This window comes from Alcaligenes sp. EGD-AK7 (assembly GCF_000465875.3).
Taxonomy (GTDB): Bacteria; Pseudomonadota; Gammaproteobacteria; order Burkholderiales; family Burkholderiaceae_B; genus Alcaligenes; species Alcaligenes phenolicus.
In genome coordinates, this window is record NZ_AVOG02000001.1 from 257,194 (window position 1) to 280,859 (window position 23,666).

General features: G+C 55.9%; 23 protein-coding genes and 1 tRNA gene. 10 read left to right on the forward strand and 14 right to left on the reverse strand.

Annotated features, from left to right (window positions below):
* Positions 1-696 (reverse strand): HNH endonuclease, encoded by a 696-nt coding sequence (locus N879_RS01185; RefSeq protein ID WP_031232004.1) that lies wholly within the window; start codon positions 694-696, stop codon positions 1-3.
* Between the two features lie 332 nt (positions 697-1,028).
* Positions 1,029-2,450, reverse strand: coding sequence for an argininosuccinate lyase (gene argH / locus N879_RS01190; protein WP_031232005.1), 1,422 nt, complete (start codon positions 2,448-2,450; stop codon positions 1,029-1,031).
* A gap of 145 nt (positions 2,451-2,595) precedes the next feature.
* Here argH and N879_RS01195 point away from each other — a divergent pair, with 145 nt between their 5' ends.
* The 3 genes from N879_RS01195 to N879_RS01205 are packed head-to-tail and all read left to right on the forward strand — an operon-like array spanning position 2,596 to position 5,157.
* Positions 2,596-3,906: a mechanosensitive ion channel family protein gene (locus N879_RS01195; RefSeq protein WP_009462068.1), complete on the forward strand. Its 1,311-nt coding sequence runs from the start codon at positions 2,596-2,598 to the stop codon at positions 3,904-3,906.
* A gap of 19 nt (positions 3,907-3,925) precedes the next feature.
* Positions 3,926-4,264 (forward strand): P-II family nitrogen regulator, encoded by a 339-nt coding sequence (locus tag N879_RS01200; RefSeq protein WP_003799650.1) that lies wholly within the window; start codon positions 3,926-3,928, stop codon positions 4,262-4,264.
* 50 nt (positions 4,265-4,314) lie between these two features.
* The gene (locus tag N879_RS01205; RefSeq protein WP_009457124.1) at positions 4,315-5,157 is read left to right on the forward strand and encodes an aldo/keto reductase; all 843 of its coding nucleotides are present in this window, start codon (positions 4,315-4,317) and stop codon (positions 5,155-5,157) included.
* Between the two features lie 89 nt (positions 5,158-5,246).
* Here the strand turns inward: N879_RS01205 and N879_RS01210 are convergent, their stop codons facing one another.
* Both N879_RS01210 and N879_RS01215 read right to left on the reverse strand, forming a co-directional pair.
* A complete protein-coding gene (locus tag N879_RS01210) occupies positions 5,247-6,455 on the reverse strand; it encodes an MFS transporter (RefSeq protein ID WP_009457123.1) in 1,209 nt (402 codons plus the stop codon).
* Positions 6,456-6,505: 50 nt separating this feature from the next.
* Positions 6,506-7,081: a chorismate--pyruvate lyase family protein gene (locus tag N879_RS01215; protein WP_009457121.1), complete on the reverse strand. Its 576-nt coding sequence runs from the start codon at positions 7,079-7,081 to the stop codon at positions 6,506-6,508.
* A 36-nt stretch (positions 7,082-7,117) separates the two neighbouring features.
* On the opposite strand from N879_RS01215, the gene N879_RS01220 reads away from it, so the two are divergent.
* Positions 7,118-7,852 carry a pseudouridine synthase gene (locus tag N879_RS01220; RefSeq protein ID WP_009457119.1) on the forward strand — a complete coding sequence of 245 codons (735 nt, stop codon included), beginning with the start codon at positions 7,118-7,120 and terminating at the stop codon, positions 7,850-7,852.
* A gap of 15 nt (positions 7,853-7,867) precedes the next feature.
* On the opposite strand, the gene N879_RS01225 is transcribed toward N879_RS01220, so the two are convergent.
* Entirely contained in the window at positions 7,868-8,722 is an 855-nt protein-coding gene (locus N879_RS01225; protein WP_009457117.1) for a 23S rRNA (adenine(2030)-N(6))-methyltransferase RlmJ, read from the reverse strand.
* Between the two features lie 25 nt (positions 8,723-8,747).
* The gene (gene ugpQ / locus N879_RS01230) at positions 8,748-9,494 is read right to left on the reverse strand and encodes a glycerophosphodiester phosphodiesterase (RefSeq protein ID WP_009457115.1); all 747 of its coding nucleotides are present in this window, start codon (positions 9,492-9,494) and stop codon (positions 8,748-8,750) included.
* A gap of 170 nt (positions 9,495-9,664) precedes the next feature.
* Here ugpQ and N879_RS01235 point away from each other — a divergent pair, with 170 nt between their 5' ends.
* The 4 genes from N879_RS01235 to N879_RS01250 all read left to right on the forward strand — a co-directional run bounded on the left by N879_RS01235 (position 9,665) and on the right by N879_RS01250 (position 13,625).
* Complete coding sequence (locus tag N879_RS01235; protein ID WP_021446540.1) at positions 9,665-11,623, forward strand: SurA N-terminal domain-containing protein; 1,959 nt, start codon at positions 9,665-9,667, stop codon at positions 11,621-11,623.
* 70 nt (positions 11,624-11,693) lie between these two features.
* Positions 11,694-12,566: a M23 family metallopeptidase gene (locus tag N879_RS01240; RefSeq protein ID WP_009457113.1), complete on the forward strand. Its 873-nt coding sequence runs from the start codon at positions 11,694-11,696 to the stop codon at positions 12,564-12,566.
* A 21-nt stretch (positions 12,567-12,587) separates the two neighbouring features.
* Positions 12,588-13,271 carry an AzlC family ABC transporter permease gene (locus N879_RS01245; RefSeq protein ID WP_009457111.1) on the forward strand — a complete coding sequence of 228 codons (684 nt, stop codon included), beginning with the start codon at positions 12,588-12,590 and terminating at the stop codon, positions 13,269-13,271.
* A 9-nt stretch (positions 13,272-13,280) separates the two neighbouring features.
* The gene (locus N879_RS01250) at positions 13,281-13,625 is read left to right on the forward strand and encodes an AzlD domain-containing protein (protein WP_009457110.1); all 345 of its coding nucleotides are present in this window, start codon (positions 13,281-13,283) and stop codon (positions 13,623-13,625) included.
* Positions 13,626-13,818: 193 nt separating this feature from the next.
* Here the strand turns inward: N879_RS01250 and N879_RS01255 are convergent, their stop codons facing one another.
* The 6 genes from N879_RS01255 to N879_RS01280 all read right to left on the reverse strand — a co-directional run bounded on the left by N879_RS01255 (position 13,819) and on the right by N879_RS01280 (position 18,806).
* Positions 13,819-16,098 (reverse strand): RelA/SpoT family protein, encoded by a 2,280-nt coding sequence (locus N879_RS01255; protein ID WP_009457108.1) that lies wholly within the window; start codon positions 16,096-16,098, stop codon positions 13,819-13,821.
* Between the two features lie 21 nt (positions 16,099-16,119).
* Positions 16,120-16,323: a DNA-directed RNA polymerase subunit omega gene (rpoZ, locus tag N879_RS01260; protein ID WP_003799665.1), complete on the reverse strand. Its 204-nt coding sequence runs from the start codon at positions 16,321-16,323 to the stop codon at positions 16,120-16,122.
* 35 nt (positions 16,324-16,358) lie between these two features.
* Positions 16,359-17,003, reverse strand: a complete 645-nt coding sequence (gmk, locus tag N879_RS01265; RefSeq protein WP_021446541.1) for a guanylate kinase — start codon at positions 17,001-17,003, stop codon at positions 16,359-16,361.
* A 37-nt stretch (positions 17,004-17,040) separates the two neighbouring features.
* Positions 17,041-17,370, reverse strand: a complete 330-nt coding sequence (locus tag N879_RS01270) for a hypothetical protein (protein ID WP_009457104.1) — start codon at positions 17,368-17,370, stop codon at positions 17,041-17,043.
* A 15-nt stretch (positions 17,371-17,385) separates the two neighbouring features.
* Positions 17,386-18,168 carry an exodeoxyribonuclease III gene (gene xth / locus N879_RS01275; protein ID WP_009457100.1) on the reverse strand — a complete coding sequence of 261 codons (783 nt, stop codon included), beginning with the start codon at positions 18,166-18,168 and terminating at the stop codon, positions 17,386-17,388.
* Positions 18,169-18,732: 564 nt separating this feature from the next.
* Positions 18,733-18,806: transfer RNA gene (locus tag N879_RS01280), tRNA-Cys, on the reverse strand.
* A 165-nt stretch (positions 18,807-18,971) separates the two neighbouring features.
* Here N879_RS01280 and N879_RS01285 point away from each other — a divergent pair.
* Positions 18,972-21,239 carry an arginine/lysine/ornithine decarboxylase gene (locus N879_RS01285; protein ID WP_021446542.1) on the forward strand — a complete coding sequence of 756 codons (2,268 nt, stop codon included), beginning with the start codon at positions 18,972-18,974 and terminating at the stop codon, positions 21,237-21,239.
* 190 nt (positions 21,240-21,429) lie between these two features.
* Here the strand turns inward: N879_RS01285 and N879_RS01290 are convergent, their stop codons facing one another.
* Positions 21,430-22,323 carry a LysR family transcriptional regulator gene (locus tag N879_RS01290; RefSeq protein WP_009457094.1) on the reverse strand — a complete coding sequence of 298 codons (894 nt, stop codon included), beginning with the start codon at positions 22,321-22,323 and terminating at the stop codon, positions 21,430-21,432.
* 287 nt (positions 22,324-22,610) lie between these two features.
* Here N879_RS01290 and N879_RS20530 point away from each other — a divergent pair, with 287 nt between their 5' ends.
* Positions 22,611-22,751 (forward strand): hypothetical protein, encoded by a 141-nt coding sequence (locus N879_RS20530; protein ID WP_021446543.1) that lies wholly within the window; start codon positions 22,611-22,613, stop codon positions 22,749-22,751.
* A gap of 69 nt (positions 22,752-22,820) precedes the next feature.
* Here the strand turns inward: N879_RS20530 and N879_RS01295 are convergent, their stop codons facing one another.
* On the reverse strand, positions 22,821-23,606 hold the full coding sequence (locus tag N879_RS01295) for an isocitrate lyase/PEP mutase family protein (RefSeq protein ID WP_009457092.1): 786 nt from the start codon (positions 23,604-23,606) through the stop codon (positions 22,821-22,823).
* Between the last annotated feature and the right edge of the window lie 60 nt (positions 23,607-23,666).

Sequence of the window (23,666 nt, forward strand, 5' to 3'; positions counted from 1 at the left end):
TTATCCCAATATTAGATTGTCAAAATCATTTGGAAAGCGCTCGACTGCTTGGTAGGGGAGCTCATCATTTATCCAGTGTTCATAGCTGGCCGCATGTGAAATAAATCTACTTACAATTGGCTGTTGTTGTGCTGGGAAAAGAAATCGGTGGGTTGTAAGTAACTTTGCAATTGCTCTGTTGTTTGGCGCTATGGTCGTTAGTCGTTCTTGCGTCCATAGCGCATACAGCTTGTCACTGTTTGGGTTTTGCATGGCAAGGAGAGATTTTGGGCCATACTTTTGCCAAGCTTGGTGATTGTCAGTCAAGAGCGCCGCTATCGCACCTTTCAGTTGATCGATACTCTCAATTTTTTCTCCGTCGAGCGACGTGATAATCCATTGCTCGTGAGCTTTTTTCGCCTCTAAAAGCCACCCGGTTGGAAATCTGATTTCGTTTTCTGGTTTATCAATTTCTGTGTGATGGTTCGGGCAGAGGAGGATTAGGTTCTGGTACGAATCGCGCTCATCGTTAGTTTGATTGGCATCGTATCTATTTGACCCTCGATTTTTTCCTTTTATGTGGGCCATCTCGCCAAGAGTATGCGGTGCGATATCTGAGGCCTGCTCTACGGAAAGGCGCTTGTCGCAACCGGGGAATGAACATCGGCCGGCTGCATTTGACCAAAGTAGTTTTATTGATTTCTCGGTAATAGACATATTTTTGCGGGCGGATACTACTTTGTAGACCTAACGAGATTTAGAAGGTACGCAATAAGTATGCCTATTTCTTCTAATAATGTATATGCTCGCAGCTCTGCAAGTAAGTTAGCTGTTGTCGGGTTTAGATAAACCTAAAAATCTTGAGCTCAACCTTTGGTGGATACGGAAGGTTAATGTTAGAATGGCCGTTTCTGGCCGAAAATAGCAGTTCCAGTCCTGACCCTAACGCAACTGACAAAACACGTCAGATCAAATCTGAGTCAACACCTATAAAAAAAGCCACTCCTGGAACAGGAGCGGCTTTTTCTGCTTTCAGCAGTCGCTGCTTATCAGCCAGGAATACGATCCAGAATGCGCTGTGCTTCAATACGCACCCGCTCAGGTGCGGTGCCACCGATGTGTTTGCGTGAAGCCACCGAGCCTTCCAGAGTCAGCACGCCAAAAATATCCGACTCGATACGGCTGTCGAACTTCTGCAGCTGTTCCAGCTTCAGATCGGCCAGATCGCAACCCAGTTGCTCGCACTCACGCACGGCCAAGGCCACGGTTTCGTGGGCATCACGGAAAGGCAGGCCTTTCTTGACCAGGTAGTCGGCCAGATCAGTAGCAGTCGCAAAACCTTGCAGCGCAGCAGCGCGCATGGCTTCTGGCTTGACCTTGATGCCCGAGATCAGGTCTACAAAAATGGTCAGGGTGTCGCGAATGGTATCAGCCGAATCGAACAGACCTTCCTTGTCTTCCTGGTTGTCCTTGTTGTAGGCCAGCGGTTGGCCTTTCATCAAAGTCAGCAGGGCAATCAGGTGACCATTGACGCGACCGGTCTTGCCACGGGCCAGTTCGGGAACGTCAGGGTTTTTCTTTTGCGGCATGATGGAGCTGCCGGTGCAAAAGCGGTCAGCCAGATCAATAAATCCCACGCGTGGGCTCATCCACAGCACCAGCTCCTCGGAGAAGCGGGAGATGTGCGTCATGATCAGGGCCGCAGCGGCGCAGAATTCGATGGCGAAATCGCGGTCCGACACGGCGTCCAGCGAGTTGCGGCACACATCGTCAAAGTTCAGCAGCTTGGCAACCATTTCACGGTCGATCGGGTAGCTGGTGCCGGCCAGTGCGGCCGCGCCCAATGGCAGGCGGTTCACGCGTTTGCGGCAGTCTTGCAGACGCTCGGCATCGCGCTGGAACATTTCGGCGTAGGCCAGCAAATGGTGGCCAAAAGTAACGGGCTGTGCCACTTGCAGGTGGGTGAAACCGGGCAAAATAGTGTCTGCCTGAGCCAGTGCCAACTCAGCCAGCTTGCGCTGCATCTGGGCCAGCAGGTCCAGGGCAATGTCGATTTCGTTGCGCAGCCACAGGCGGATATCGGTGGCGACCTGGTCATTGCGCGAACGGCCGGTGTGCAGGCGCTTGCCCGCATCGCCAATCAGCTCGACCAGACGTTTTTCAATGTTCAGGTGCACGTCTTCCAGATCCAGCAACCACTGGAACTGGCCTTGGGCGATTTCGTCCAGAATCTGGCTCATGCCGCGTTCAATGTCGGCCTTGTCCTGCTCGGTGATCACACCGACGGCGGCCAGCATGCTGGCGTGGGCCAGGGAACCCTGAATATCAAAGCGGGCCATGCGCTTGTCAAAGTCCACCGACGCTGTGTAGCGTTTGACGAGGTCAGAGACGGGCTCGGAAAAGCGAGCCGACCAGGCCATGGCCTTATTGGCGAACTGGTCTTGGGAAGAGGAGGGGATGTTTGATGACATAGAGGGCAATTATAGTGGATCGGACGGGCTGACGCAGGTCATCCAGTCCCGCAGGAAACAGACGCTGTGCAGTATATTAGATAGTTTTCAGACTCTAGGAAACCATGCGGGCCCTTTTTGGGGTTGGCTGGACAAGGAAGAATACATGGAGCAAGAACGCACCTTTGCCGATTTGTTGGGATGGCAATGGATCGAAGCGTATTTACCGCAGGATCGCTGGGTACAGATTTTGGCCGGTTTGGCCATGCTGACGGTGCTGGTCTGGATTGTCAGCTGGTTGACCAGTTCCGTACTCTCACGCCTGGTGCGGCGCTTGCTGAAAGTGGCGGGCAAGGACGATTGGGCGCGTGCCCTGGTCAAAAAGCGCTTTGTGCGCAATGTGGGCTATGCCGTGCCCTTGCTGGTGGTCAGCTCCAATCTGACCTTGCTGCCCCTGGCCAAGACCTTGCTGGAAATCATAGAGCGGGTGGCCTTGCTGGGCTTTCTGGTCTTTCTCATCATGGCGATTGTCAGCCTCCTGGGGGCCTGGCAAGAGGTCTACGCCAATTCCAGCAAGGGGCGCACCAAGTCCATCAAGGGCTATGTGGAAGTGGCCAAGATAGCGGTGTGGGCGATTGGCATTATTGTCATGATCTCCATCATTCTGGATCAATCGCCCGTTCTGTTGCTCTCCGGTCTGGGTGCTTTGTCAGCGGTGCTCTTGCTGGTTTTTAAAGACACCTTGCTGTCGCTGGTGGCCAGCACGCAGATGAGCACCAATGACATGTTGCGCATCGGCGACTGGATCGAGATGAAGCAGGCCGGGGCGGATGGTTTTGTTATTGATATGGCGCTGCACACGGTCAAGGTCCAGAACTGGGACAAGACCGTCACCACCATTCCCACTTACAAGCTGTTCTCCGAGAGCTATCGCAACTGGCGTCAGATGTTTGAATCGGGCGGCCGTCGTATCAAGCGCACCCTGAGCATCGATGCCTCCAGCGTTCGTTTTTTGACTCCAACTGAAGTCGATAGCCTGTCACGCTTTGCCTTGCTGCGCGATTACCTGAACGAGAAAAAAGAAGATCTGGAGCGCTCCAATCAGGAGCTGAGCCGTGCGGGTCTGGATGCGGTCAATTACCGTCGCCTGACCAACCTGGGCACCTTCCGTGCCTACTGCATGGCTTATATCAAGCGTCACCCTGAAATTCATCAGGACATGATTCAGATGGTGCGCATGATGGAGCCCACGGCAGATGGTATCCCTATCGAGGTGTATTGCTTTACCAATAAAACCGCCTGGGTGGACCACGAGCGCATCCAGGGCGATATTTTTGACCACATTCTGGCGGTGCTGCCTGAGCTGGGCTTGCGTCTGTTCCAGTCGCCTACCGGTCGCGACTTGAGCCTGGGCTTGAGTCTGGCAGCAGAAAGTCATCGCCCGTCCTTGCCGGGCGCTGCCAAAGATCCTCTTTAAATTTGACGTGCGAGTAACCATGAAACAAATTACGGCCATCATCAAACCCTTCAAGCTGGATGAAGTTCGCGAAGCCCTGGCAGAGCTGGATGTTAACGGCTTGACCGTGACTGAAGTGAAAGGCTTTGGTCGTCAAAAGGGCCACACCGAGCTGTATCGCGGTGCCGAATATGTGGTGGATTTTCTGCCCAAGATTCGTGTGGACATCGTGGTGGCGGCCGATCGCTGTGATGCAATCATCGAAGCCATTATCAAAGCCGCCCATACGGGCAAGATTGGCGACGGCAAGATTTTTGTGACGCCGGTCGAGCAGGCTATCCGTATCCGTACTTCGGAGAGCGGTCGCGACGCCTTGTAAGGGGGTCGCAGTTGGGCTGGTTTGGACAGTAGTTATGGAAGGACAAGCTGATGCGATATGAAAAACTAGGGTCGGCACCACGTGTTTCGCGTGTAGGCCAAGGCAGTTGGTATGTGGAGCAGGCCGATTGGGCGCAGAGCGTGGCCGCGTTTCAGGCCGGGCTGGACGCGGGCATGAACCATATCGACACCGCCGAGATGTATGGCGATGGTCAGGCAGAAACCTTGATCGGTCAGGCCCTGCAAGGTCGTCGGCACGAGGCGTTTCTGGTGTCCAAGGTCTTGCCCTTCAATGCCAGCCGTCAGGGTGTAATCCGCGCTTGCGAGGCCAGCCTGAAGCGCCTGGGCACGGACTATCTGGATCTGTACTTATTGCATTGGCCCGGCCAGATTCCTTTGGAAGAAACCTGCGCAGCCTTTGACCAGCTGGTTCAGCAAGGCAAGATCAAGCAATGGGGCGTCAGCAATTTTGATTTGCCGGATCTGGAAGAGCTGTATGACATCGTTGGGCCGGGTGAAATTGCCTGCAATCAGGTCTTGTATCACCTGAACGAGCGTGCCATTGAACACGCAGTCATCCCCTGGTGTCAGCAGCATCAAGTCAGCGTGGTGGCTTACAGTCCTTTCGGTCACGATGATTTTCCCGAGCCGGACTCTCAAGGCGGGGCCTTGCTGGCCGAGATTGCCAGCCATTATCAGGCTACTGCGCGGCAAGTGGCTTTGGCTTTTTTGCTGCGTGACCCCAATGTGTTTGTGATTCCCAAGGCCTCGCGCGCGGTTCATGCCCAGCAAAATGCCGCTGCCGGGGATCTGGTGCTGCAGCCCGAGCATATTCAGGCATTGGACGCTCAGTTTCCTCGCGGCCCCAAGCCTGCTTATTTACCGATGATTTGAACGCAAGAGGAACGGCCCCCAAGCCTGGATGAAATCCAAGGCTTGGGGGCCGTTTTTCATGAGCCGTTGCTTTGCGGCTGTCGCTTTGCTTAACTGGCGAAGTAGGGCTGACGCTTATTCTTGAAGTACAACCAGGCCAAAGTCAGCATGACTACGGCCGAGATCGGCAGCGTCCAGGTATTGACCCCATACCAGCCATACACGGCCAGCACGCGGCCCGAGGTGAAGGAAGACAAGGCCACACAGGTAAAGATGATGAAGTCATTCAAAGCCTGCACACGGCCCCGCTCTTCCGGGCGGTAGCAGTCCACCACCATATTGGTGGCACCGATGAAACCGAAGTTCCAGCCCAGACCCAGCAAAATCAGGCTCACCCAGAAATGCGGCACCGTCATGCCCAGCAGCGCCACAATGCTGGCCAGTCCCAGCAAGAGCACGCCCGCAAAGGTGACGGGGATCTTGCCAAAGCGCTTGATCAGATTGCCGGTAAAGAAGCTGGGGCCGAACATGGCCAGAATATGCCACTGAATCCCCAAGGTGGACTCTTTCAGGCTATGGCCGTGCATCACCATGGCCAAGGGCGAAGCCGTCATCAAAAAGTTCATCAGCACATAGGAAGCGACTCCGGCCAGGAGCGCAATGATGAAGTAGCTATTGGAGGCAATCTCGCGTAAGGGGCGTCCGGTGTAGGGGATTTTCTCTTGCTGATTCCGTGTGCCCGGTGCCAGGCGCAGGCCAAAGGCGAAGGGCAGGACCAGGGCTGCCAAGACTGCTTGTGCCAGGAAGGCGGCGGCAAAAGGGTGCTCCGGCCAAATGTCCTGGGTATGGATAATGGTCTGGGTGGCGATAATCGCGCCCAGCAGCCCCCCGGCCATGACCCAGGAAATGGCCTTGGGGCGGAAGGCATCACTGGCGTCATCGGCCGCGGCAAAACGATAGCTTTGTACGTAAGAGGCATACAGCCCGGCCAGCAGAGTGCCTACACAGAACATGACAAAGGACAGGCTGTAGATCCCGGCGGCGGCCAGCAGGCCCGCCCCTATACCCAGCAAGGCACCGATGATATAGCCACCCTGGCGCCCCAAGCGGCGCATCAGGTAGGCCGCTGGCAAAATGCCCACAGCCAGACCCAGGTTGAAAATACCTACCGGCAAGGTCGCCAGGTCCGGGCTGCTGGCCATTTTTTGGCCCACCAGACTGCTGAGTGCGACCACCAAGGCCGGGTTTGCCCCGCCTAATGCTTGCATCCCGGAAAGAATAAAGGCGTTGCGTCGGCTTGGATCGGCTTGCGTGGACATGGTCTGGTTCTGTATATAACTTTGTTTTATTAGCTAATGCTGAATTTGAGCTAAACCAGTGTAGCACCGCGTGCCCAGAAGGCTGGCATAAAGGATTCGGCCACCAGGAGGGGTTGACCGTGCCGCCAGAAGACGGAGCAGCGCGACAGAATCTGCTGAGCCTGCGGAACCGGCTCGCCACTGGGATTCAGGGCGCGCTCAATCGTGCGAAAAAAGCTCATGCCGCGATTCAAACGGCAGCTTAAAAAGGCGGAACGTTGTATCTGGGCATCGTTATAAAGCATGTCGGCCAGCGGACGGCTACGCAGCCGCCGTATGCCTTGCCAGACGCTGTGTGAGGCGGGCAGGGGAGTGAAACTGCGGGCAATCACGCAGCGGATTCCGTCCACCGCCATGGACACCTCGCGTATCCAGGCCAGCGTGCCTGGCGGCTTTTGAATCAAAGCGGCTTCTTGCGGGTTCAAGCGGCAAGCGTATTCGCTGACCACTTCCAGATCGACCTTGCCCAAGCGGCGCAGACCGCCAGTCAGGGCGCCGGGACGGTGTAGCCAGTACTTTTGAGCGGGGGTAGCAGAGGGGTGAACGTGCTCATACCAGGGTTTTTTTGTGCTGGAGGGAAATTTCATGTCCTGTATTATCGCCAAAGCCATAAAATAGCGCTCATGGAAAAAGAACGTATCTCAAAATTAATGGCCCAGCGCGGCATGTGTTCACGCCGTGAGGCGGATGCTTTCATCGAGCGCGGCTGGGTTCGTGTGGACGGTCAAATCGTCTCTGAACTGGGGAGCAAAGCCTACCCCAATCAGAAAATCACACTGGAAAAACAAGCGCGTCAGCGTCAGACCCAACGTGCCACTATCTTGCTGCACAAGCCCGTGGGCTATGTGTCGGGGCAAGCCGAAGCCGGTTATCGCAATGCGGTTTCCCTTATCGGCGCTTCCACGCAGTACAAGGGTGGTCGCGGCAGTCAACGCTTTGATCCGGCGCATTTGCGCGGTCTGGCGCCGGCTGGTCGTCTGGATATCGACTCCACCGGGTTGCTGATTCTGACTCAGGATGGTCGTATTGCGCGGCAGATTATTGGCGAAGACTCGGTCATCGACAAGGAATATCTGGTGCGTGTAACCGGCAAGTTGAGCGAGCGTGGTCTGGAACTGCTGAACTTTGGTTTGAGCCTGGACGGCAAGCCCTTGCTGCCGGCTCAAGTGTCCTGGCAGAACGATGACCAGCTGCGTTTCATCTTGCGCGAAGGCAAGAAACGCCAGATTCGCCGCATGTGTGAACTGGTCGGCTTGAAAGTGGTGGGTCTGAAGCGCGTGCGTATTGGCGATCTGGTGCTGGGCGACCTGCCTATGGGCCAGTGGCGCTACATGAAAGAATCCGAGAGCCTGGCCTAAAGGCAAAGGGGCGGCTTACAGCCCCGAGTGACGAAGTTGAAAGCTGGCCTTGTCATCCTGGGCCAGCGTTTTTGTTAACCACGGCATGCTTTGTTCCAGAGCTTTGAGCAGCGTCCAGGGAGGATTGCTGATGAACAGGCCACTGCCATGCAAACCCAAACCATTTTTGGCCGGAGCACGAACCGACAGGCTGACATGCAGCCAGGGCGTATCCAGTTGCTCCAGCTTGCGTTGCAAGGCCTGTACTTCGGGCCGCTGCACAATGGGATACCACACGACAATACAGGCTTGAGCAAAACGCTTGAGCGCGTTTTTGACACTGTTCAAGACCTGCTGGTAGTCGGATTTGGCCTCGTACGAGGGGTCCATTACCACGATGGCACGTCGCGAGGGCGGCGGTAGCAGGCGTCCCAACTGTTCAAACCCATTTTCCGGATACAGGCGCACCCGACGGTTTCCCTGGGGGAATAGTTGCGCCACGTTGTCGCTCAAGACTTCGAATTCAGATGGGTGCAGTTCAAAGCCGTGAAAGCTGTCCTGCGTGCGCAAGCGCTCCAGCGCCAGCCAGGGCGAACCGGGATAGTAGCGCGCGGTACCGTCCGGGTTCAGGTCGGCAATGGCATCAATATAGTGTTCCACCAGCTCCGGGTAGTCGTCCTGCTGCAAGACCCGGTCCAGGCCGTCGTAGAACTCGCCCTTGGTTTGCGCCCAGTCGTGCTCCAGATCATAGATACCGGCACCACAGTGGGTATCGATGATGCTAAAGGCGCTGTCTTTTTGAGCGTAGTAATTAAAGATATGCAGCAAGGTGGCGTGCTTGAGCACGTCTGCATGATTGCCAGCATGAAAGGCGTGACGGTAACTGAACAAGAGAAATCCTGGTGTTGCGGTTTAATTAAAGAGTGTCGGGGCGAATGGTGGTGACTTTATCAGTGAAAATGCCATTGCACCCCCAATCGAGCAGTTCGCGCACCCGCTCGGCATCGTTCACGGTCCAGACAGCCACGGTGTAGCCTTTTTGTCGAATTGCCTGAACCAAAGCCTGAGTGACAAAGCGGTCATTCAGATTCAGACCCATGCAGCCCAGACGCTCCAGACGTTCGGGCCAGTCGGCCGGAACATCTTCTTCAATCAGCAGGGCACGGGGCAGGGTGGGGGCGGCTTGTTGGGCTGCTTCCAGAGCCTCTTCAGAAAAGGACGACAGCAGCGGCGGCAAGCTGGCCTGCGCCCACAAGGCTTGGGCGGCCAGGGCGACCAGTCGGCCCGTTTCGGCTTCGTCCCCGGTAGTCGGCTTGATTTCGATATTGCTGTGAACCTGATTGGCCAGGGTGAAGGCGGCTATCGAACTTAATGTGGGCATGGGCTCCCCGGCGTAGGCCGAGGAATGCCAGGCACCGAAGTCCAGGGCGGACAGCTCGGCCAAGGTTAGCCTGGAGGCAATACCCTGACCATTGGAAGTACGGTCCAGCTCGTCATCGTGCAGCAGCACGGGAACCGCATCACGGCTCAGTTTGACGTCGTACTCCATCATGCGAAAACCGTTCTGGGCACCGACCCGAATGGCGGCCAGGGTGTTCTCCGGGGCAATCTTGCCGGCGCCACGGTGGGCGATCAAAGCAGGGTAGGGCCAGTGATGATTCATTGAAGACATGGCGGACTCGCAAGAGGCGTGATAAAAAGCCAATGTACTATTTTAACCGGGGCTGTACACTGTACGGTTTTCATATACGGTATATTTTCAGGCCGCGCCGGCTCACCGGCCTGATGCGCCACCCGCAGCGCCCTGCTGCAAGCGAAAGTAGGTGATGATTAATGTTCGAGATTATCCGTAAGAACCAACGCGTCATGCAGCTGGTCCTGTTAGTGCTGATTCTGCCGTCTTTTGTACTGATCGGCGTCAGCGGCTACTCCAGCTACGTTTCGGGCGATAGCGATATTGTCAAAGTTGGCGATAGCGCCATTACGTCCCAGGAATTTGATCGTGCGCGCCGCATGCAGCTGGACGATATGCAGCGCAACAATCCTTCCGGTTTTGATCTGGCCCAGGCTGACAGCCTGGAAAGCCGTCGTGCATTGCTGGAATCCTTGATTGATCAGCGTGTACAAATTGAAGTGGCTACTGCCGCTCGCTTTAACGTCTCCGACATTGCGCTGCGCGACTACATCGCCACTATGCCGGAATTTCAGGAAAACGGTTCTTTCTCGCCCGCCCTTTACAGCCAGGTTCTGGCTTCGGCAGGCATCAATACCCGTGATTTCGAGCAAAGCCAGCGCGGCCAGATGGCCCTGCAACGCGTGCTCGGTCCCGTGGCTGCCAGCTCTTCCATGCTGCCCAGCGTGATGAACAAGCTGGAAATCGCCCTGACCGAAGAGCGTGGTGTACGCACACGCAGCTTCCTGACTCGTGATTTCGAATCCAAGGTTCAGATCAGCGATGCCGATCTGCAAGCCTGGTATGACGCCAACAAGCAATCGCTGGAACTGCCCCAGCAAGTCAAAGTGGAATATTTGCTGCTGAATGAAGCGGCAGCCTCCAAGGATCTGGCGACGCCTACCGACGATCAGCTCAAGCAATACTACGAGCAAAACAAGGCTCGTTACGTGCAAGCTGGCCGTGTGAACATCAGTCACATTCTGGTGACATTGCCTGCCGGTGCCTCCGATACCGAACGTGAAGCGGCCCAGACCAAGGCTCGCGAACTGGCTGAAAAAGCCCAGGCCAATAAAGAAGGCTTTGCCGACCTGGCCCGTGCCAACTCCCAGGACGAGGGTAGCGCCCGTGAAGGTGGCGAATTGGGCTGGATCAGCAAAGGCTCCTGGCCGTCCGTGCTGGAAAGCGCTGTATTTGCCTTGAAAAAAGGTGATGTGTCGGGCGTGATTGAAGGCCCCAACGGTTTCCACATTTTCAAGAGTAACGAAGTTCAGCCCGAACAAGGCGAGTCCTTCGAGCAAGCTCGCAGCAAGGTGCAGGACGAAGTGCGCAAGCAGCTGGCTTCCGAGCGCTTTGCCGATATGGCCAGCAAGCTGACCAATCTGGTTTACGACAACGAGGACAATCTGGAAGCCGCCGCCAATGCCCTGGGCCTGACTCTGAAGCAGGCTGAAGGCATCAGCCGCCAAGGTTTGATTCCTGCTTCGCAAGTTGAAGGTGAGCTGGCTGCCGCCAAGAGCCCTGATGCAGCCGTGCTGGATGACAGCCGTGTTCGCCAAGCCTTGTTCAATGCCGAAACTCTGGCTTCGCGCAAGAATGCAGGCGTTGTAGAAGTATCGCCTGACACCTTGATTGCCCTGCGCGTCACCGACGTCACCGAGGCTCATGTGCCTGCACTGGATAAAGTACGCACTATTGCTGAGGAAAACCTGCGCCGTGAAAAAGCGGCTGCCTTGGCGGTTCAGGCCGGTGAGGACTACCTGAAGCAGCTGCAAGCGGGTGCCGAACCTGAGAACTTCTCGGCCCAGTTTGCCGTGAGCCGTGCGGAATTCCCCGAGATGGACGAAGCCTTGCTGAACAAGGTTCTGGCCAACCCCGTGGACAAGCTGCCTGCCTATGTGGGTGATCGCCAACCCCAGGGCTACACCGTGGTGCAGATTCTGAGCCATGAGCCCGGCAAGTCCGGCAACCCTGGGCTGGACATGCTGACAGCACAGTTGACCCAAGCCATGGCCCGCACGGAGACTCAAGCCGTTCTGCAAGCCATGCGTGTGGAAGAGAAGGTTCAGATTCTGCCAGAAGCAGAAAAAGAGTTGACCTCCACAGGTGAAAATGAATAAAGCGGCTTGAATCAGAGCCTGTAACCCTGGAGCCAGCAGGCTCCAGGGGTGTTTTTCAAAGAGCATTCTGATGAATCACACTGATATTTCCCTGGTACGGCGGCGCCTTTTAGGCGCCGCAACTGTTTGGGGCCTGACGGCACCGTACTTGGCCTATGCTGCGCCTGGGCAGGGCACCTTTATCGAGCGCACCTTGCATCGCCCTGTGCCAGGCGGGGTGGCAGTGCTGGACCTGGGAGCGGGTGGCTCAGCGCCGGTGGTGCACTTCAATGGCAACCGTGTGCTGGTGATTCAGGATGCTGATCAGCGTTGGAAAGCGATTGTCGGACTGGACTTGAAAACCCAAGCAGGCCAGCACAGCATATCCGTGCAAGGACAGTCGGGCGTGGCGTTTCAGGTTGGCAGCAAGCGTTACCGCGAGCAGCGCATCACCCTGAAAAACAAGTCGCATGTGAATCCGGACCCGCAGCAGCAAGCCCGTTTTGAGCGTGAATACGAGGAGCAGATGCAGGCATATGCCAGCTTCCGCACAGAAGGCCCCAGCAATGTGGTCTTTGAAAAGCCGGTACCGGGTCGCCTGACCAGTCCTTTTGGTTTGCGCCGTTTCTTCAATGGTGAAGAGCGTAATCCACATTCGGGCCTGGACTTTGCCGCGCCTACCGGCACGGCAGTAAAAGTGCCCGCTGACGGGATCGTCACCATTGTGGCGGATTACTTCTTTAACGGTAAAACCGTATTTGTGGATCATGGTCAGGGCCTGATCACCATGTTTTGTCACTTGTCGGCTTTTGATGTGCGCGTAGGTGATCGTGTCAGCAGGGGCGATGTGGTGGCGCGTTCCGGCGCAACGGGCCGTGCGACTGGCCCTCATTTGCACTGGAATGTCAGTCTGAATAACGCACGGGTGGACCCCGCCATCTTTATTGGTGCATTCCAGGCCTAGGCAGGCCCTGCAAGGTTTTTCATGATTATCGGTTCGGCATATCGACGGGGCTTGCGAGACAGCGCCTCTATCGCCCTGGGCTATGTCCCCGTCGCGATTTCCTTTGGTTTGACCGCTGTGCACGCGGGCTTGTCACCCTGGCTGGCAGTGATGGTGTCCCTGATCGTGTACGCGGGGGCCAGTCAGTTCATTTTGATCAGTCTGCTGGTGGCAGGCGCCGCCTATCCCAGCATTTTGGGTATTGTGCTGCTCATGAACCTGCGCCATGTGTTCTATGGCCCAACCTTGATGGGCTTTTTTACCGGCCCAAGAACTGTCTCCAGTCTGTTCATGGCTCCTGGCCTGACCGATGAGGTCTTTGCCGCTTCTGCAGCCGGAGTAGCCCGCCAACCGGCCCAGGAGCAGGAGTCCTGGTACTGCGGCTTGCAACTGGGCTCTTACCTGTCCTGGGTGCTGGGCACCGCCGTGGGGGCCTTCTTCGCCAGCGATTTGCTGGGTCAATCTCCCGTGCTGGAAAAGACGCTGGGTTTTGTCTTGCCCGCCTTGTTCTTTGCCCTGTTGCTGGAAATCCGCCGATCTGCACCTTTGCCGGTGTTGGTGGCTGCCGCTGTAGGGGCTGTTCTGGCCATGGCTTTCTTGCCATCATATCTGGCGATTATTGTCGGCATGCTGGCCGGTGGTTTGATGGCCCTGCGCCGCGCTTAAGGAGTGGAGATGGATTGGAGTTTTCTGCTCATGATTGTGCTGGCGGGTCTGGGCACATTTTTGATTCGTTACTTGCCCTTGCGTCTGGGTGGACGACAAGGCAAGGTGGACCCCAGCCGCGTTTCGATCTGGCCACGCCTGTTTGGGGCCATTGGCCCGGCAGGTGTGGTGTCCTTGCTGGTTGTGTCCCTGATCTCTTTGCTGCGCCCTGAACATATGTCCCTGGACTTGCCGCCTTTGCTGGCAGGTCTGGCAGGGGTGCTGCTGGGCCGTCGCTGGCCAGGTGGCATTGCGGGTTCAACACTGACTGGCGTGCTGGCCTATGGCCTGTGCGTGGCTTACGTGGGTGTGTAAGTCGCTTGTCTCCCTGTTTCTGCCTTTGTGATATCTGGTGTCATGAGCCGGATGGGAGTTATTTGTGTGCTATTACAGCTTGTATGTGAGGCCCTGACATAGGGCACAGTGAGCACGGTAATGAGATCTGAAAAAAACGCCTGCTATTGAGCAGGCGTTTTTTGTACGGCTGAAAGCTGATTTGCAAGCGGGTTTAGCCCTTCACACGCACAATCTTCTGAACTTGCGGTACGTGACGGATGGCGCGAATCACGCGTGCCAGGTGGGTACGGCTATCAACCTGAACGGTCAGGTGTAGCACGGAGGTGGCAGCCGATTCGTCCGGCATGGAAATATGCAGGATGTTGGAGTCGGCATCGGTAATTTCAGCAGCCAGACGGCCAAGAACACCACGCTCGTTGATTGCAGTGACATCCAGACGGGTGGACAGGTGGCGGGCGGTATTGCTGTCCCACATGACAGGCACCCAACGTTCGGGCTCTTTGGCCTGGGCGCGTTGTGCCACTGCACACTCAGCCATATGAACAACCAAACCGTGACCCAGACGGATGCCGCCAATAATGGCGTCACCGGGCAGGGGGCCACAGCACGGTGCCAGCTGTACAGCCTGACCTTCGTTACCGTGAATCAGAATCGGTGCAGAAGTGTTGGCGTTAATTTCGTCAAACTCGGCCGCAGTGGTTTCCAGCAAGGGGTTTTCTGGAGCAAAGCGGCGCGCCACGACGGCGGCCAAACGTTTGCCCAAGCCAATATCGGCCAGAATTTCTTCACGGGATGCGGCGCCCGAACCCTTGGCCAGTTTGTCCCAGTTGGGATCGTCGTCGGTGGCATGTGGCAGGCTTAGCTGGTCAAAGGCTTGATCCAGCAGACGGCGGCCAAAAGCCACGGATTCTTCGTATTTAACCGTGCGCAGGTAATGGCGGATTTCCGAACGGGCGCGGCCCGAACGGACGTAGTTCAGCCACTGAGCGCTTGGGCGAGCGGCGGGAGAGGTAATGATCTCTACCGAGTCACCGCTTTTCAGCTCGGTGCGCAGCGGGGCAAACTCGCCATTGATTTTGGAAGCAACAGCGTGATTGCCGATATCGGTGTGAATGCTGTAGGCAAAGTCCACCGGAGTCGCACCACGAGGCAGGGAAATAATCTTGCCTTTGGGCGTATGGACGTAAACGGCATCGGGGAACAGGTCAACTTTGACGTGTTCCAGGAATTCTGTGGAGTCGCCTGTCTGGCTTTGGATATCCAGCAAGGATTGCAGCCAGCGGTGTGTGCGCTTTTGCAGATCGTTCAGGGTGACGTCGTCTTCTTTGTACAGCCAATGAGAGGCCACGCCTTCTTCTGCCACGTGGTCCATTTCGCGGGTGCGGAACTGGAACTCGACAGGGGTGCCGTAGGGGCCAATCAAGGTAGTGTGCAGGGACTGGTAGCCATTCACTTTGGGGATGGCAATGTAGTCCTTGAATTTGCCCGGTACGGGGCGATACAGCTGGTGCAGCGTACCCAAGGACAAATAGCACTCGGGCAGGGTATGCACAATGACGCGAAAGCCATAAATATCCAGCACGTCCGAAAAGGACTTCTTCTGCTCGACCATCTTGCAGAAAATACTGTAGAGCGACTTCTCACGGCCGGAAATTTCGGCATCAATTCCGGCAGCAGGCAGGGCGATCTTGACGGCTTCGGTGATCTTGCCCAGCACTTCACGGCGATTGCCACGCGCTGCCAGCAAGGCCTTGTGCAGCACCTTGTAGCGATTGGGGTAGATCGCCTTGAAGCAGCGATCCTGCAGCTCGCGGAACAGGGCGTTCAGGCCCAGGCGATGCGCGATCGGAGCGTAAATATCCAGCGTTTCCTGGGCGACGCGGCGGCGTTTTTCCGGCTTGACCGCATCCAGGGTGCGCATATTGTGTAAACGGTCTGCCAGCTTGATCAGAATCACGCGCACGTCGCGTGACATGGCCAGCAGCATCTTGCGGAAGCTGTCGGCCTGTTGCTGTGTCTTGGTAGCAAACTCCAGGCGTTCCAGCTTGGACAGGCCGTCCACAATCTCGGCCACATCGGTCCCGAACTTCTCAGCCAGTTCCTGCTTGGTGACGTCCTGATCTTCGATCACGTCATGCAGCAGGGCCGACATCAAGGCATCGGTATCCAGCTTCCAGCCGGCACAGATTTCCGTGACGGCAATGGGGTGCGAGATATAGGGTTCGCCACTGGCGCGAAACTGCCCCAGATGGGCCTGATCGGAGAAACGATAGGCCTCCCGTACCCGTTCTACATCTTTCGGGTCCAGGTACTGCGAGATGATCTTGTGTAGCGGAGCCAGTGAGGCAATAGGAGGACTGGCACTTTCCTGGGCAGCTTGTGCCAGTGCCGGGGTGTTCTTGTCTTTAGGCTTGCGACGACCTAGCCGTGAACCTTTTTTAAGGACGGCCAACAGCCCAGACGATGCGCCCCGTAAACCAGAAAATGCCATACCGTGCTCCGCCTGTGCCTATCAGGTAGGAACTTTGCGCAGCATTTCCAGACCGGTCGCGCCGGAGGCGATTTCTCGCAGGGCGGTAACCGTAGGCTTGTTCTTGCTTTCCAGGCGTGGTTCGTGGCCTTGAGCCAGTTCGCGCGCACGGTAGGCGGCTGCCAAGGTGAGCTTAAAGCGATTGGGGACTTGCTCCAGGCAGTCCTCGATAGTGATGCGAGCCATAGTAGACCTGTTATCAAAAAGTAATAAGAAGGAGATCAGCCCTGATTCAGCAGGGCATCTGCGCCTAATTGTTGAAAGAGTTGGCGATGCCGTACTGACTGAGTGGCAGTGCGCAAACGACTGGCCTGCACAATACTCAATAGCTGCTGTAATGCCGTATCAAAATCCTCATTGATAATAGCATATTGACAGTCATGAACATGGGCGATTTCGTGCTCGGCAGCCTCGAGGCGGCGGGCGATGATCTCTTCGCTATCTTGTCCACGTTTGCGCAAACGGGCCTGCAAGGTGGGCAAGGAGGGCGGCAGAATGAAAATGCCGACGGCTTCGGGGAAATGTTCACGCGCCAGGCGGGCGCCTTGCCAGTCAATTTCCAGCAACACATCGCGGCCTGCATTCAGGGCTTTCTGAATGGGTTCGCGGGGCGTGCCGTAGTAGTTGTCATGCACCTTGGCCCATTCCAGCATGGCGTTTTCTGCGACCATGTTTTCAAAACGCGCTTTGTCCACAAAGAAGTAGTGCTGGCCGTCGCTCTCGCCGGGACGGGGGGCACGTGTGGTGGCCGAGATGGACAGCATGATGTTGGAATCGTTGGCCAGAAGGGCGTTGACCAGACTGGATTTACCCGCCCCGCTGGGGGCGACAACCATAAAGACGGTGCCAGGATAGCTCGTGGACATGGAGAGCAGACTCTAGAAGTAGATTTTTATAAAAGAATTAATTGCTGCTTGGGTCGGTTTGCCCAAACTCATTCAAAACGGCCAGGATGCTGGCTTGGTCCGCGCACAGAAAGACCACCGTGTCATTGGGGTTCATGGAGAACAAAACGTCTTCCACTTCCTGCGGGGCATCTTCGGGCTGGGCAATGGCCATCACGTGCACATCACCACCGGCTTCGAATTGCTCGGGCGGGACAATATGGGCGACCGCATCCAGATCAGGCTCGCTGATGGCCAGATAGGCCCAGACCTTGTGCTCCTCTTCCAAGGTGATCTCAAGCACATAGGCCGAGTCAGTCTGCTCGATGATTTGGCTTTGAATTTGCATAATGAAAAGAGTGTGTCAGCTAAAAGACAAGGTAGCGGTAACGGGAGCGTGATCCGAGGGCTGCTCATTGGCGCGCGGCTCGCGGTCAATATCGCAGGCCGTGCAACGGGACTTGAGCTCATCAGACAACAAGGCGTGATCAATACGCAGCCCCGCATCGCGACGGAATGCAAAACGACGATAGTCCCACCAGGTAAAGGGGCTGCCGCTTTGCTCAAACAGACGGTAGGCATCGTGCAGGCCCAGTGCCAGCAAACGCTCGAACGCAGCGCGCTCGGGCGGGGATACCAGAACATCGACTCCCCATTTGACCGGGTCGTAAACGTCCTGGTCGGCTGGGGCAATATTATAGTCGCCCAGAATGGCTAGACGGGGATACTGCTGCAATTCTTTTTCCAGCCAGTCGTGCAAGGCGGCAAACCATTCCAGCTTGTAGGTGTACTTTTCGCTTTCCAGCGATTGCCCGTTGGGGCAGTAGGCACAGATCACACGCACCGGGCCGTCAGGCGAGGGGTACGTGGCGGCCAGCAAACGCTGTTGTGGGTCTTCGTAGTTGGGTAGATTGCGTTGCACATCCGCGCCAGGCTCACGCGAAATCAGGGCCACGCCGTTATAGGTTTTCTGACCCGCCCAGTGAGCGTGATAACCCATTTCCTGAAAAGCCTCCAAGGGAAAACGCTCGTCGGGCAGTTTGAGCTCTTGCAGACACAGCACGTCTACGGGGTTGGCCTTGAGCCAGTCCAGAACTTGGGGAAGACGGACGTTCAGGGAGTTCACGTTCCAGGTGGTGAGTTTCATGGTGTCAGACAATCTCGGTAAATCAGAGAAAGCCGCTTGTACAGGGCTTTGTCGATAAAGGTAGTGCAGAGGCGGCCATCAGCGTGTTGGAAACGGGCAGGATGGCGCTTAGCGTGCGCGAATGCCGCCATCATATCAGCGCTAGCCAGGGACTGGTTTTAAAGCCAGCGCCACCGACAGGATGGAAATGGCCGATGAGCCTGGGCTTTGTTCTAGGTCGTAGTGAAAAACAGACATTTTCAGACAATAAATTTGTCCTCAAACTATCTGCATGTAACAGCCATGAAGTCAGGCGGCAAGACCCAAAGCGCGCTTGGGGCAGATTGATGTTTTTAGGGCACGAAAAAGAGGGTTTTTTGCGCAGATCACGCGCCTGCTTGTGTTAAATTGCAGGCCAAGTTGGAACGGTGGGCCAAAACCGATGGAAGGGCTTGGCCGCAGCGCGTAGTACAAGGATTTGATATGCAGGAAAAGGGAATAAAAAAATCGCCATAATGGCGACTTTTTCTGTGTGATCAAAACCGGAAAGAAGGCCAGTTTTGTCTGTCTTGAATGCAAGCAAGATGGAGGCGTGTGCTGGAATCGAACCAACCTGAACGGATTTGCAGTCCGTCACATAGCCAATCTGTCACCACGCCTTTTGTTTTGTCCTGGGACATGTAGAATTATGCCCAAGGACGTAGGGAAAAGCAAGTGTCACATGACGGGACGTGAAACACGGTACGATCTGCTGCGCAAAAGCGACTGACGTCCCTCCCTTTTTTTGCCGCCCCTGCGGCACTCCCTTGTATTAAGGACATGGCATGCAATATCAATTCCCCATTGTGATCATCGATGAGGATTTTCGTTCTGAAAATGCGTCTGGTCTGAGCATTCGTGTATTAGCAGATGCGATCGAGGCCGAAGGCTTCGAGGTGTTGGGAACCACCAGTTATGGCGATCTGAGTCAATTTGCCCAGCAGCAAAGTCGTGCCAGCGCGTTTATTTTGTCCATCGATGATGAGGAGTTCACGCAAGATGGAGACAGCGCCCCGGCGCTGGTCAATCTACGTGCCTTTATTCGGGCTGTGCGTCGTCGCAATACCGATGTACCTATCTATGTGTATGGCGAGACCAAAACGGCTCGTCATATGCCAAACGATATCTTGCGCGAGCTGCAAGGCGTCATTCACATGTTCGAGGACACGCCCGAGTTCGTGGCGCGCCACATCGTGCGTGAAGCGCGCAGTTATGTGGAAGGCGTCAAGCCTCCATTTCTGAAAGCCTTGCTCGATTACGCCGAGGATGGCTCGTATTCATGGCATTGCCCCGGTCATTCCGGCGGCGTAGCCTTTCTGAAAAGCCCGGTCGGGCAGATTTTCCACCAGTTCTTTGGTGAAAACATGCTGCGTGCCGACGTCTGCAATGCCGTTGAAGAACTGGGCCAACTGCTGGATCACAACGGGGCCATTGGCGCCAGCGAACGCAATGCCGCGCGTATTTTCAATGCTGACCACTGCTTTTTCGTGACCAACGGCACCAGCACCAGCAACAAGATTGTCTGGCACCATGCCGTGGCTCCGGGCGATGTGGTGGTCGTGGACCGTAACTGCCACAAATCCATCCTGCACAGCATTGTGATGACGGGGGCTATCCCCGTGTTTCTGCGTCCTACGCGCAACCACTTCGGGATTATTGGCCCGATTGCGCGCAGCGAATTTGATATCGAGACCATTCGTGAGAAGATCCGCAAGCACCCCTTGCTCTCGCATCTGGATGCCGATACGGTCAAACCCCGTGTGCTGACGCTGACCCAGTCCACCTACGACGGCATTATTTACGACACCCAGGTGATCAAGAATGCCGTGGATGGTTACGTGGAAGTGCTGCATTTTGACGAAGCCTGGATTCCGCACGCGGCTTTCCATCCTTTCTATGGTCAGTTCCATGCCATGGGCAAGAACCGTCCGCGCCCGCAGGAAACCATGGTGTTCTCCACCCAGTCCACGCACAAGCTGCTGGCCGGCTTGAGCCAGGCCAGCCACGTGCTGGCACAGGACTCGGTCACCCGTAGCCTGGATCGTCATTTGTTCAATGAAGCCTATCTGATGCACACCAGCACCAGCCCGCAGTACGCGATTATTGCGTCTTGCGACGTGGCCGCTGCCATGATGGAGCCACCCGGTGGTCGTGTGCTGGTTGAGGAAAGCATTATTGAAGCGCTGGATTTCCGCCGCGCCATGCGCAAGGTCGAATCGCAGTTTGATGAAGACGATTGGTGGTTCAAGGTCTGGGGCCCACCAACACTGGCAGAAGACGGTGTGGGCAAACCTGAGGACTGGATCATTACGGACGATGCGGAGCATAGCGAGTGGCATGGTTTCGGCCCGCTGGCTGATGGCTTCAATATGCTGGATCCGATCAAGGCCACGATTGTTACCCCCGGCCTGGATCTGACAGGCACATTTGGTGAAACCGGCATTCCGGCTTCTATCGTGACCAAGTTTCTGGCGCAACGTGGCGTGATTGTGGAGAAGATTGGCCTGTACAGCTTCTTCATCATGTTCACCATCGGCATTACCAAAGGCCGCTGGAACTCTCTGGTCACAGCGCTACAGCAGTTCAAGGACGATTACGACCGCAACTTGCCTGTCTGGCGTGTTCTGCCGCAGTTTGCGCGCCAGTATCCTTGTTACGAGGAAATGGGCTTGCGCGATTTGTGCCAGCATGTGCACCAGTTGTACGCCAAGCATGACATTGCCCGTTTGATGACCGATATGTACCTGTCGGATGTAGTGCCTGTCATGCGTCCGGCTGATGCTTTTGCCTGCATTGCGCAGCGTCGCACGGAACGGGTCGAGATTGATCAGCTGGAAGGTCGGGTGACCACCAACTTGATCACACCTTATCCACCTGGTATCCCGCTGCTGATTCCTGGCGAAGCCTTTAACAAGACGATTGTGGATTTCCTGAAGTTCTCGCGTGAACTGCATCGCCAGTGTCCAGGCTTTGGTACGGATATCCACGGTTTTGTGGAAGAGGTGGATGCCTCCGGTCAGAAGCGGTACTACGTGGACTGCGTGGCACAGTAAGGCAGTTTGCTATCCAGGGCCGGGGCAGGGCATCGGCCTTTGGGTAGAGCAGTGAAGCAAGCGGGCCTGATGAGGGATGTTCAGGGTTCTGAAAGACTTCCAGACTTGAAGTGTCTGTCATCAGGCCCGTTTTTTATGGGCTGTCTATCTGCCACGAATCTTTGTGACAGGTTCGTGTTGCAGAGGCTTGTTACAGACTTTGTGCTGTGCGCAAGGCACATTCCAGCAGCCGTGAAGTCAGTGCTTGGGGATCACGGTCTGCCCGCAAGATCGCCACAACCCGGCGTTGCAGGGCAGGTTGCTCAATCGGGTATTTATGCAGATTGTGCTCGTTCAGCAGGTTGTCGGGAATGCGGCTCGGCAAGATACAGTCCCCCAATCCTGAAGCGACCAGTCGCAACATGGCATCTATGGTTTCGACCTCCGCCACAAATTCGGGGTGCAGGCCGCTGCTGTGAATCATGCGGCGCAGGGCGTAATGGGGCGGAAAACCGATCAGGCGCAAGGCCTGGTGGCTTAAATCTGCACTGGGAAAAGGCTCCTGCTTGGCGGAGATGCGGCACATTTGGTCGTCAAACAAGGTGTGCGAGATCAAGCCGCCACAGTCCACCGCCGAGTCGTACACAAACCCCACATCGGCTTTACCACTTTCCACTAAAGCCACTACTTCGGGCGAACTGCGTCCCAATAAGGACAAATTCACGCCGGGATGCGAACTCATGAAAGTGGCAGCGACATCGGACATGAAGTAGTAGCTCAGGGTATGGACGGTGGCTAGCCTCACGGTGCCTGAATTGACGCCGTGCTCCTGGCGCACGGCGTGGATAGCGCTATCAATACGGCTATAGGCCGGTTCGATTGCTTGGCGCAGCAGCTCGCCCGCATCATTCAGGCTGACTCCGCGCCCGGTACGGTTAAACAGGGTTTGGCCCAGGCTTTGTTCCAGCGAGCTTAATTGTTTGCTCAGGCTGGATTGGCTTTGTCCCAAATCATCAGCTGCTTTGCTGACCGAGCCTAATTGTGCAATGCGTAAAAAACAGCGCAAGGAGCGATCCAGATGATCGGTGGGGCGGGATTCGTGCATGCCATTGTCTCTTTATTGTTGTACTCAAATGGGTGAAAAATGAGTTTTCAAGGGTGCCTGGGGGGCTATGTGAGCAGTCGCGTATTCAGGGCAGTTATTTTGGCTTGAATTGTCTATGAAAAAGCCTTGTTTTGAATTGCCTTTATTTTGTTCTAACGTCGCCTAATTTGCATTCATAATGTACTCTTATCATAATCAAAATTGATTTGTGGTCTAATCATTGATATAATAAAGAAATCGGGGCGCTAAGGGCAGCGCCCCCTGTCGATATTGAGCAGGAGTTATTCGTGAGCAAATCGAAACCAGTACGTCGTAAACAGGCCTTTGAGGTTGAGCCCCTGAATTGGGTGGCTCCCAAGAAAGCAGTCGTAGAAACCGATCAGGAAGCCAAAGTGGACGCGTCCAGCGACCAGGCTCAGGACAGCTAAGTTCTGACTGAAGGGTTAAAAAGCGCAAGCCTTGCAGCTTGCGCTTTTTTTATGCCTGCCTGTCTTGTATCAGGACCAGCGGCGATGGGCTTTGGTGGCCGGCAGATGCCCTTGCTCCAGCAGTTGCAGGCTGGCCTCTTCAAAGCGGTTCCAGGTGGCCAGAGCCAGTTGTGACCCTGTGCTGACACGGCGTACACCGATGGTGGCCAAATCGGGCACGTTCAGCCCCGGATGAATCAGCAGCACATTGACGGGCGTAGGTGCCAGTGCCTGGACCACTTGGGCAATATCGTCCAGATCGCGTAATCCGGGGGCGTAGACCACATCGGCGCCTGCCTGGGCAAAGGCTTTTAGCCGGGTTATGGTTTGTCCCAGATCCAGCGCGTCAATCAGCAGGCCTTCGCTGCGTCCTATTAACAGAACGTCCTCGCCACTGTCGATAATTGCTTGCTTGGCAGCCTGTATGCGGGCCACAGCCAACTCAAGTTCATACAGTTCGTCGCCATGGCGATCTTCAATGGATAAGCCTGCAATGCCGGTTTCAATGGCCAGGCGGACGTTTTCGGCGACCTGTTCGGGCTCATCGGCAAAGCCATTTTCAAAGTCGGCGTTCAGTGGCAGATTCGTGCTGGCCGCCAGCTCTCGCAAATGCGCCAGCAGGGCATCCCGGCCCACCTCAAAGTCTTCCAATCCCTTTGACCAGGCAAACGCAGCGCTGCTGCTGGCAATTGCCTGTGCACCCAGTCGTTCCAGACGCTTGGCTCCACCTATGTCCCAGGGGTTGGGCAAAATCAGTAAGCCACTTTCATGCAAGGCTCGAAAACGGCGTCGTTTTTCCTGTGTGCTGACGTTCATGCGGGACTCCTGAGAATAAAAAACGCAAACCGGAGTTTGCGTTTTGATGCCTGGCCGCGT

Excerpts from the sequence above, each read along its gene's own strand:
- N879_RS01295 (WP_009457092.1), bottom strand. The coding sequence starts at position 23,606 with ATGAACGTCAGCACACAGGAAAAACGACGCCGTTTTCGAGCCTTGCAT.
- N879_RS01285 (WP_021446542.1), top strand. The coding sequence starts at position 18,972 with ATGCAATATCAATTCCCCATTGTGATCATCGATGAGGATTTTCGTTCT.
- N879_RS01210 (WP_009457123.1), bottom strand. The coding sequence starts at position 6,455 with ATGTCCACGCAAGCCGATCCAAGCCGACGCAACGCCTTTATTCTTTCC.
- N879_RS01270 (WP_009457104.1), bottom strand. The coding sequence starts at position 17,370 with ATGCAAATTCAAAGCCAAATCATCGAGCAGACTGACTCGGCCTATGTG.
- rpoZ (WP_003799665.1), bottom strand. The coding sequence starts at position 16,323 with ATGGCTCGCATCACTATCGAGGACTGCCTGGAGCAAGTCCCCAATCGC.
- xth (WP_009457100.1), bottom strand. The coding sequence starts at position 18,168 with ATGAAACTCACCACCTGGAACGTGAACTCCCTGAACGTCCGTCTTCCC.
- N879_RS01185 (WP_031232004.1), bottom strand. The coding sequence starts at position 696 with ATGTCTATTACCGAGAAATCAATAAAACTACTTTGGTCAAATGCAGCC.
- N879_RS01205 (WP_009457124.1), top strand. The coding sequence starts at position 4,315 with ATGCGATATGAAAAACTAGGGTCGGCACCACGTGTTTCGCGTGTAGGC.
- N879_RS01255 (WP_009457108.1), bottom strand. The coding sequence starts at position 16,098 with ATGGCATTTTCTGGTTTACGGGGCGCATCGTCTGGGCTGTTGGCCGTC.
- gmk (WP_021446541.1), bottom strand. The coding sequence starts at position 17,003 with ATGTCCACGAGCTATCCTGGCACCGTCTTTATGGTTGTCGCCCCCAGC.
- N879_RS01240 (WP_009457113.1), top strand. The coding sequence starts at position 11,694 with ATGAATCACACTGATATTTCCCTGGTACGGCGGCGCCTTTTAGGCGCC.
- ugpQ (WP_009457115.1), bottom strand. The coding sequence starts at position 9,494 with ATGAATCATCACTGGCCCTACCCTGCTTTGATCGCCCACCGTGGCGCC.
- N879_RS01195 (WP_009462068.1), top strand. The coding sequence starts at position 2,596 with ATGGAGCAAGAACGCACCTTTGCCGATTTGTTGGGATGGCAATGGATC.
- N879_RS01290 (WP_009457094.1), bottom strand. The coding sequence starts at position 22,323 with ATGCACGAATCCCGCCCCACCGATCATCTGGATCGCTCCTTGCGCTGT.
- N879_RS01245 (WP_009457111.1), top strand. The coding sequence starts at position 12,588 with ATGATTATCGGTTCGGCATATCGACGGGGCTTGCGAGACAGCGCCTCT.
- N879_RS01250 (WP_009457110.1), top strand. The coding sequence starts at position 13,281 with ATGGATTGGAGTTTTCTGCTCATGATTGTGCTGGCGGGTCTGGGCACA.
- N879_RS01200 (WP_003799650.1), top strand. The coding sequence starts at position 3,926 with ATGAAACAAATTACGGCCATCATCAAACCCTTCAAGCTGGATGAAGTT.
- N879_RS01235 (WP_021446540.1), top strand. The coding sequence starts at position 9,665 with ATGTTCGAGATTATCCGTAAGAACCAACGCGTCATGCAGCTGGTCCTG.
- argH (WP_031232005.1), bottom strand. The coding sequence starts at position 2,450 with ATGTCATCAAACATCCCCTCCTCTTCCCAAGACCAGTTCGCCAATAAG.
- N879_RS01220 (WP_009457119.1), top strand. The coding sequence starts at position 7,118 with ATGGAAAAAGAACGTATCTCAAAATTAATGGCCCAGCGCGGCATGTGT.
- N879_RS01215 (WP_009457121.1), bottom strand. The coding sequence starts at position 7,081 with ATGAAATTTCCCTCCAGCACAAAAAAACCCTGGTATGAGCACGTTCAC.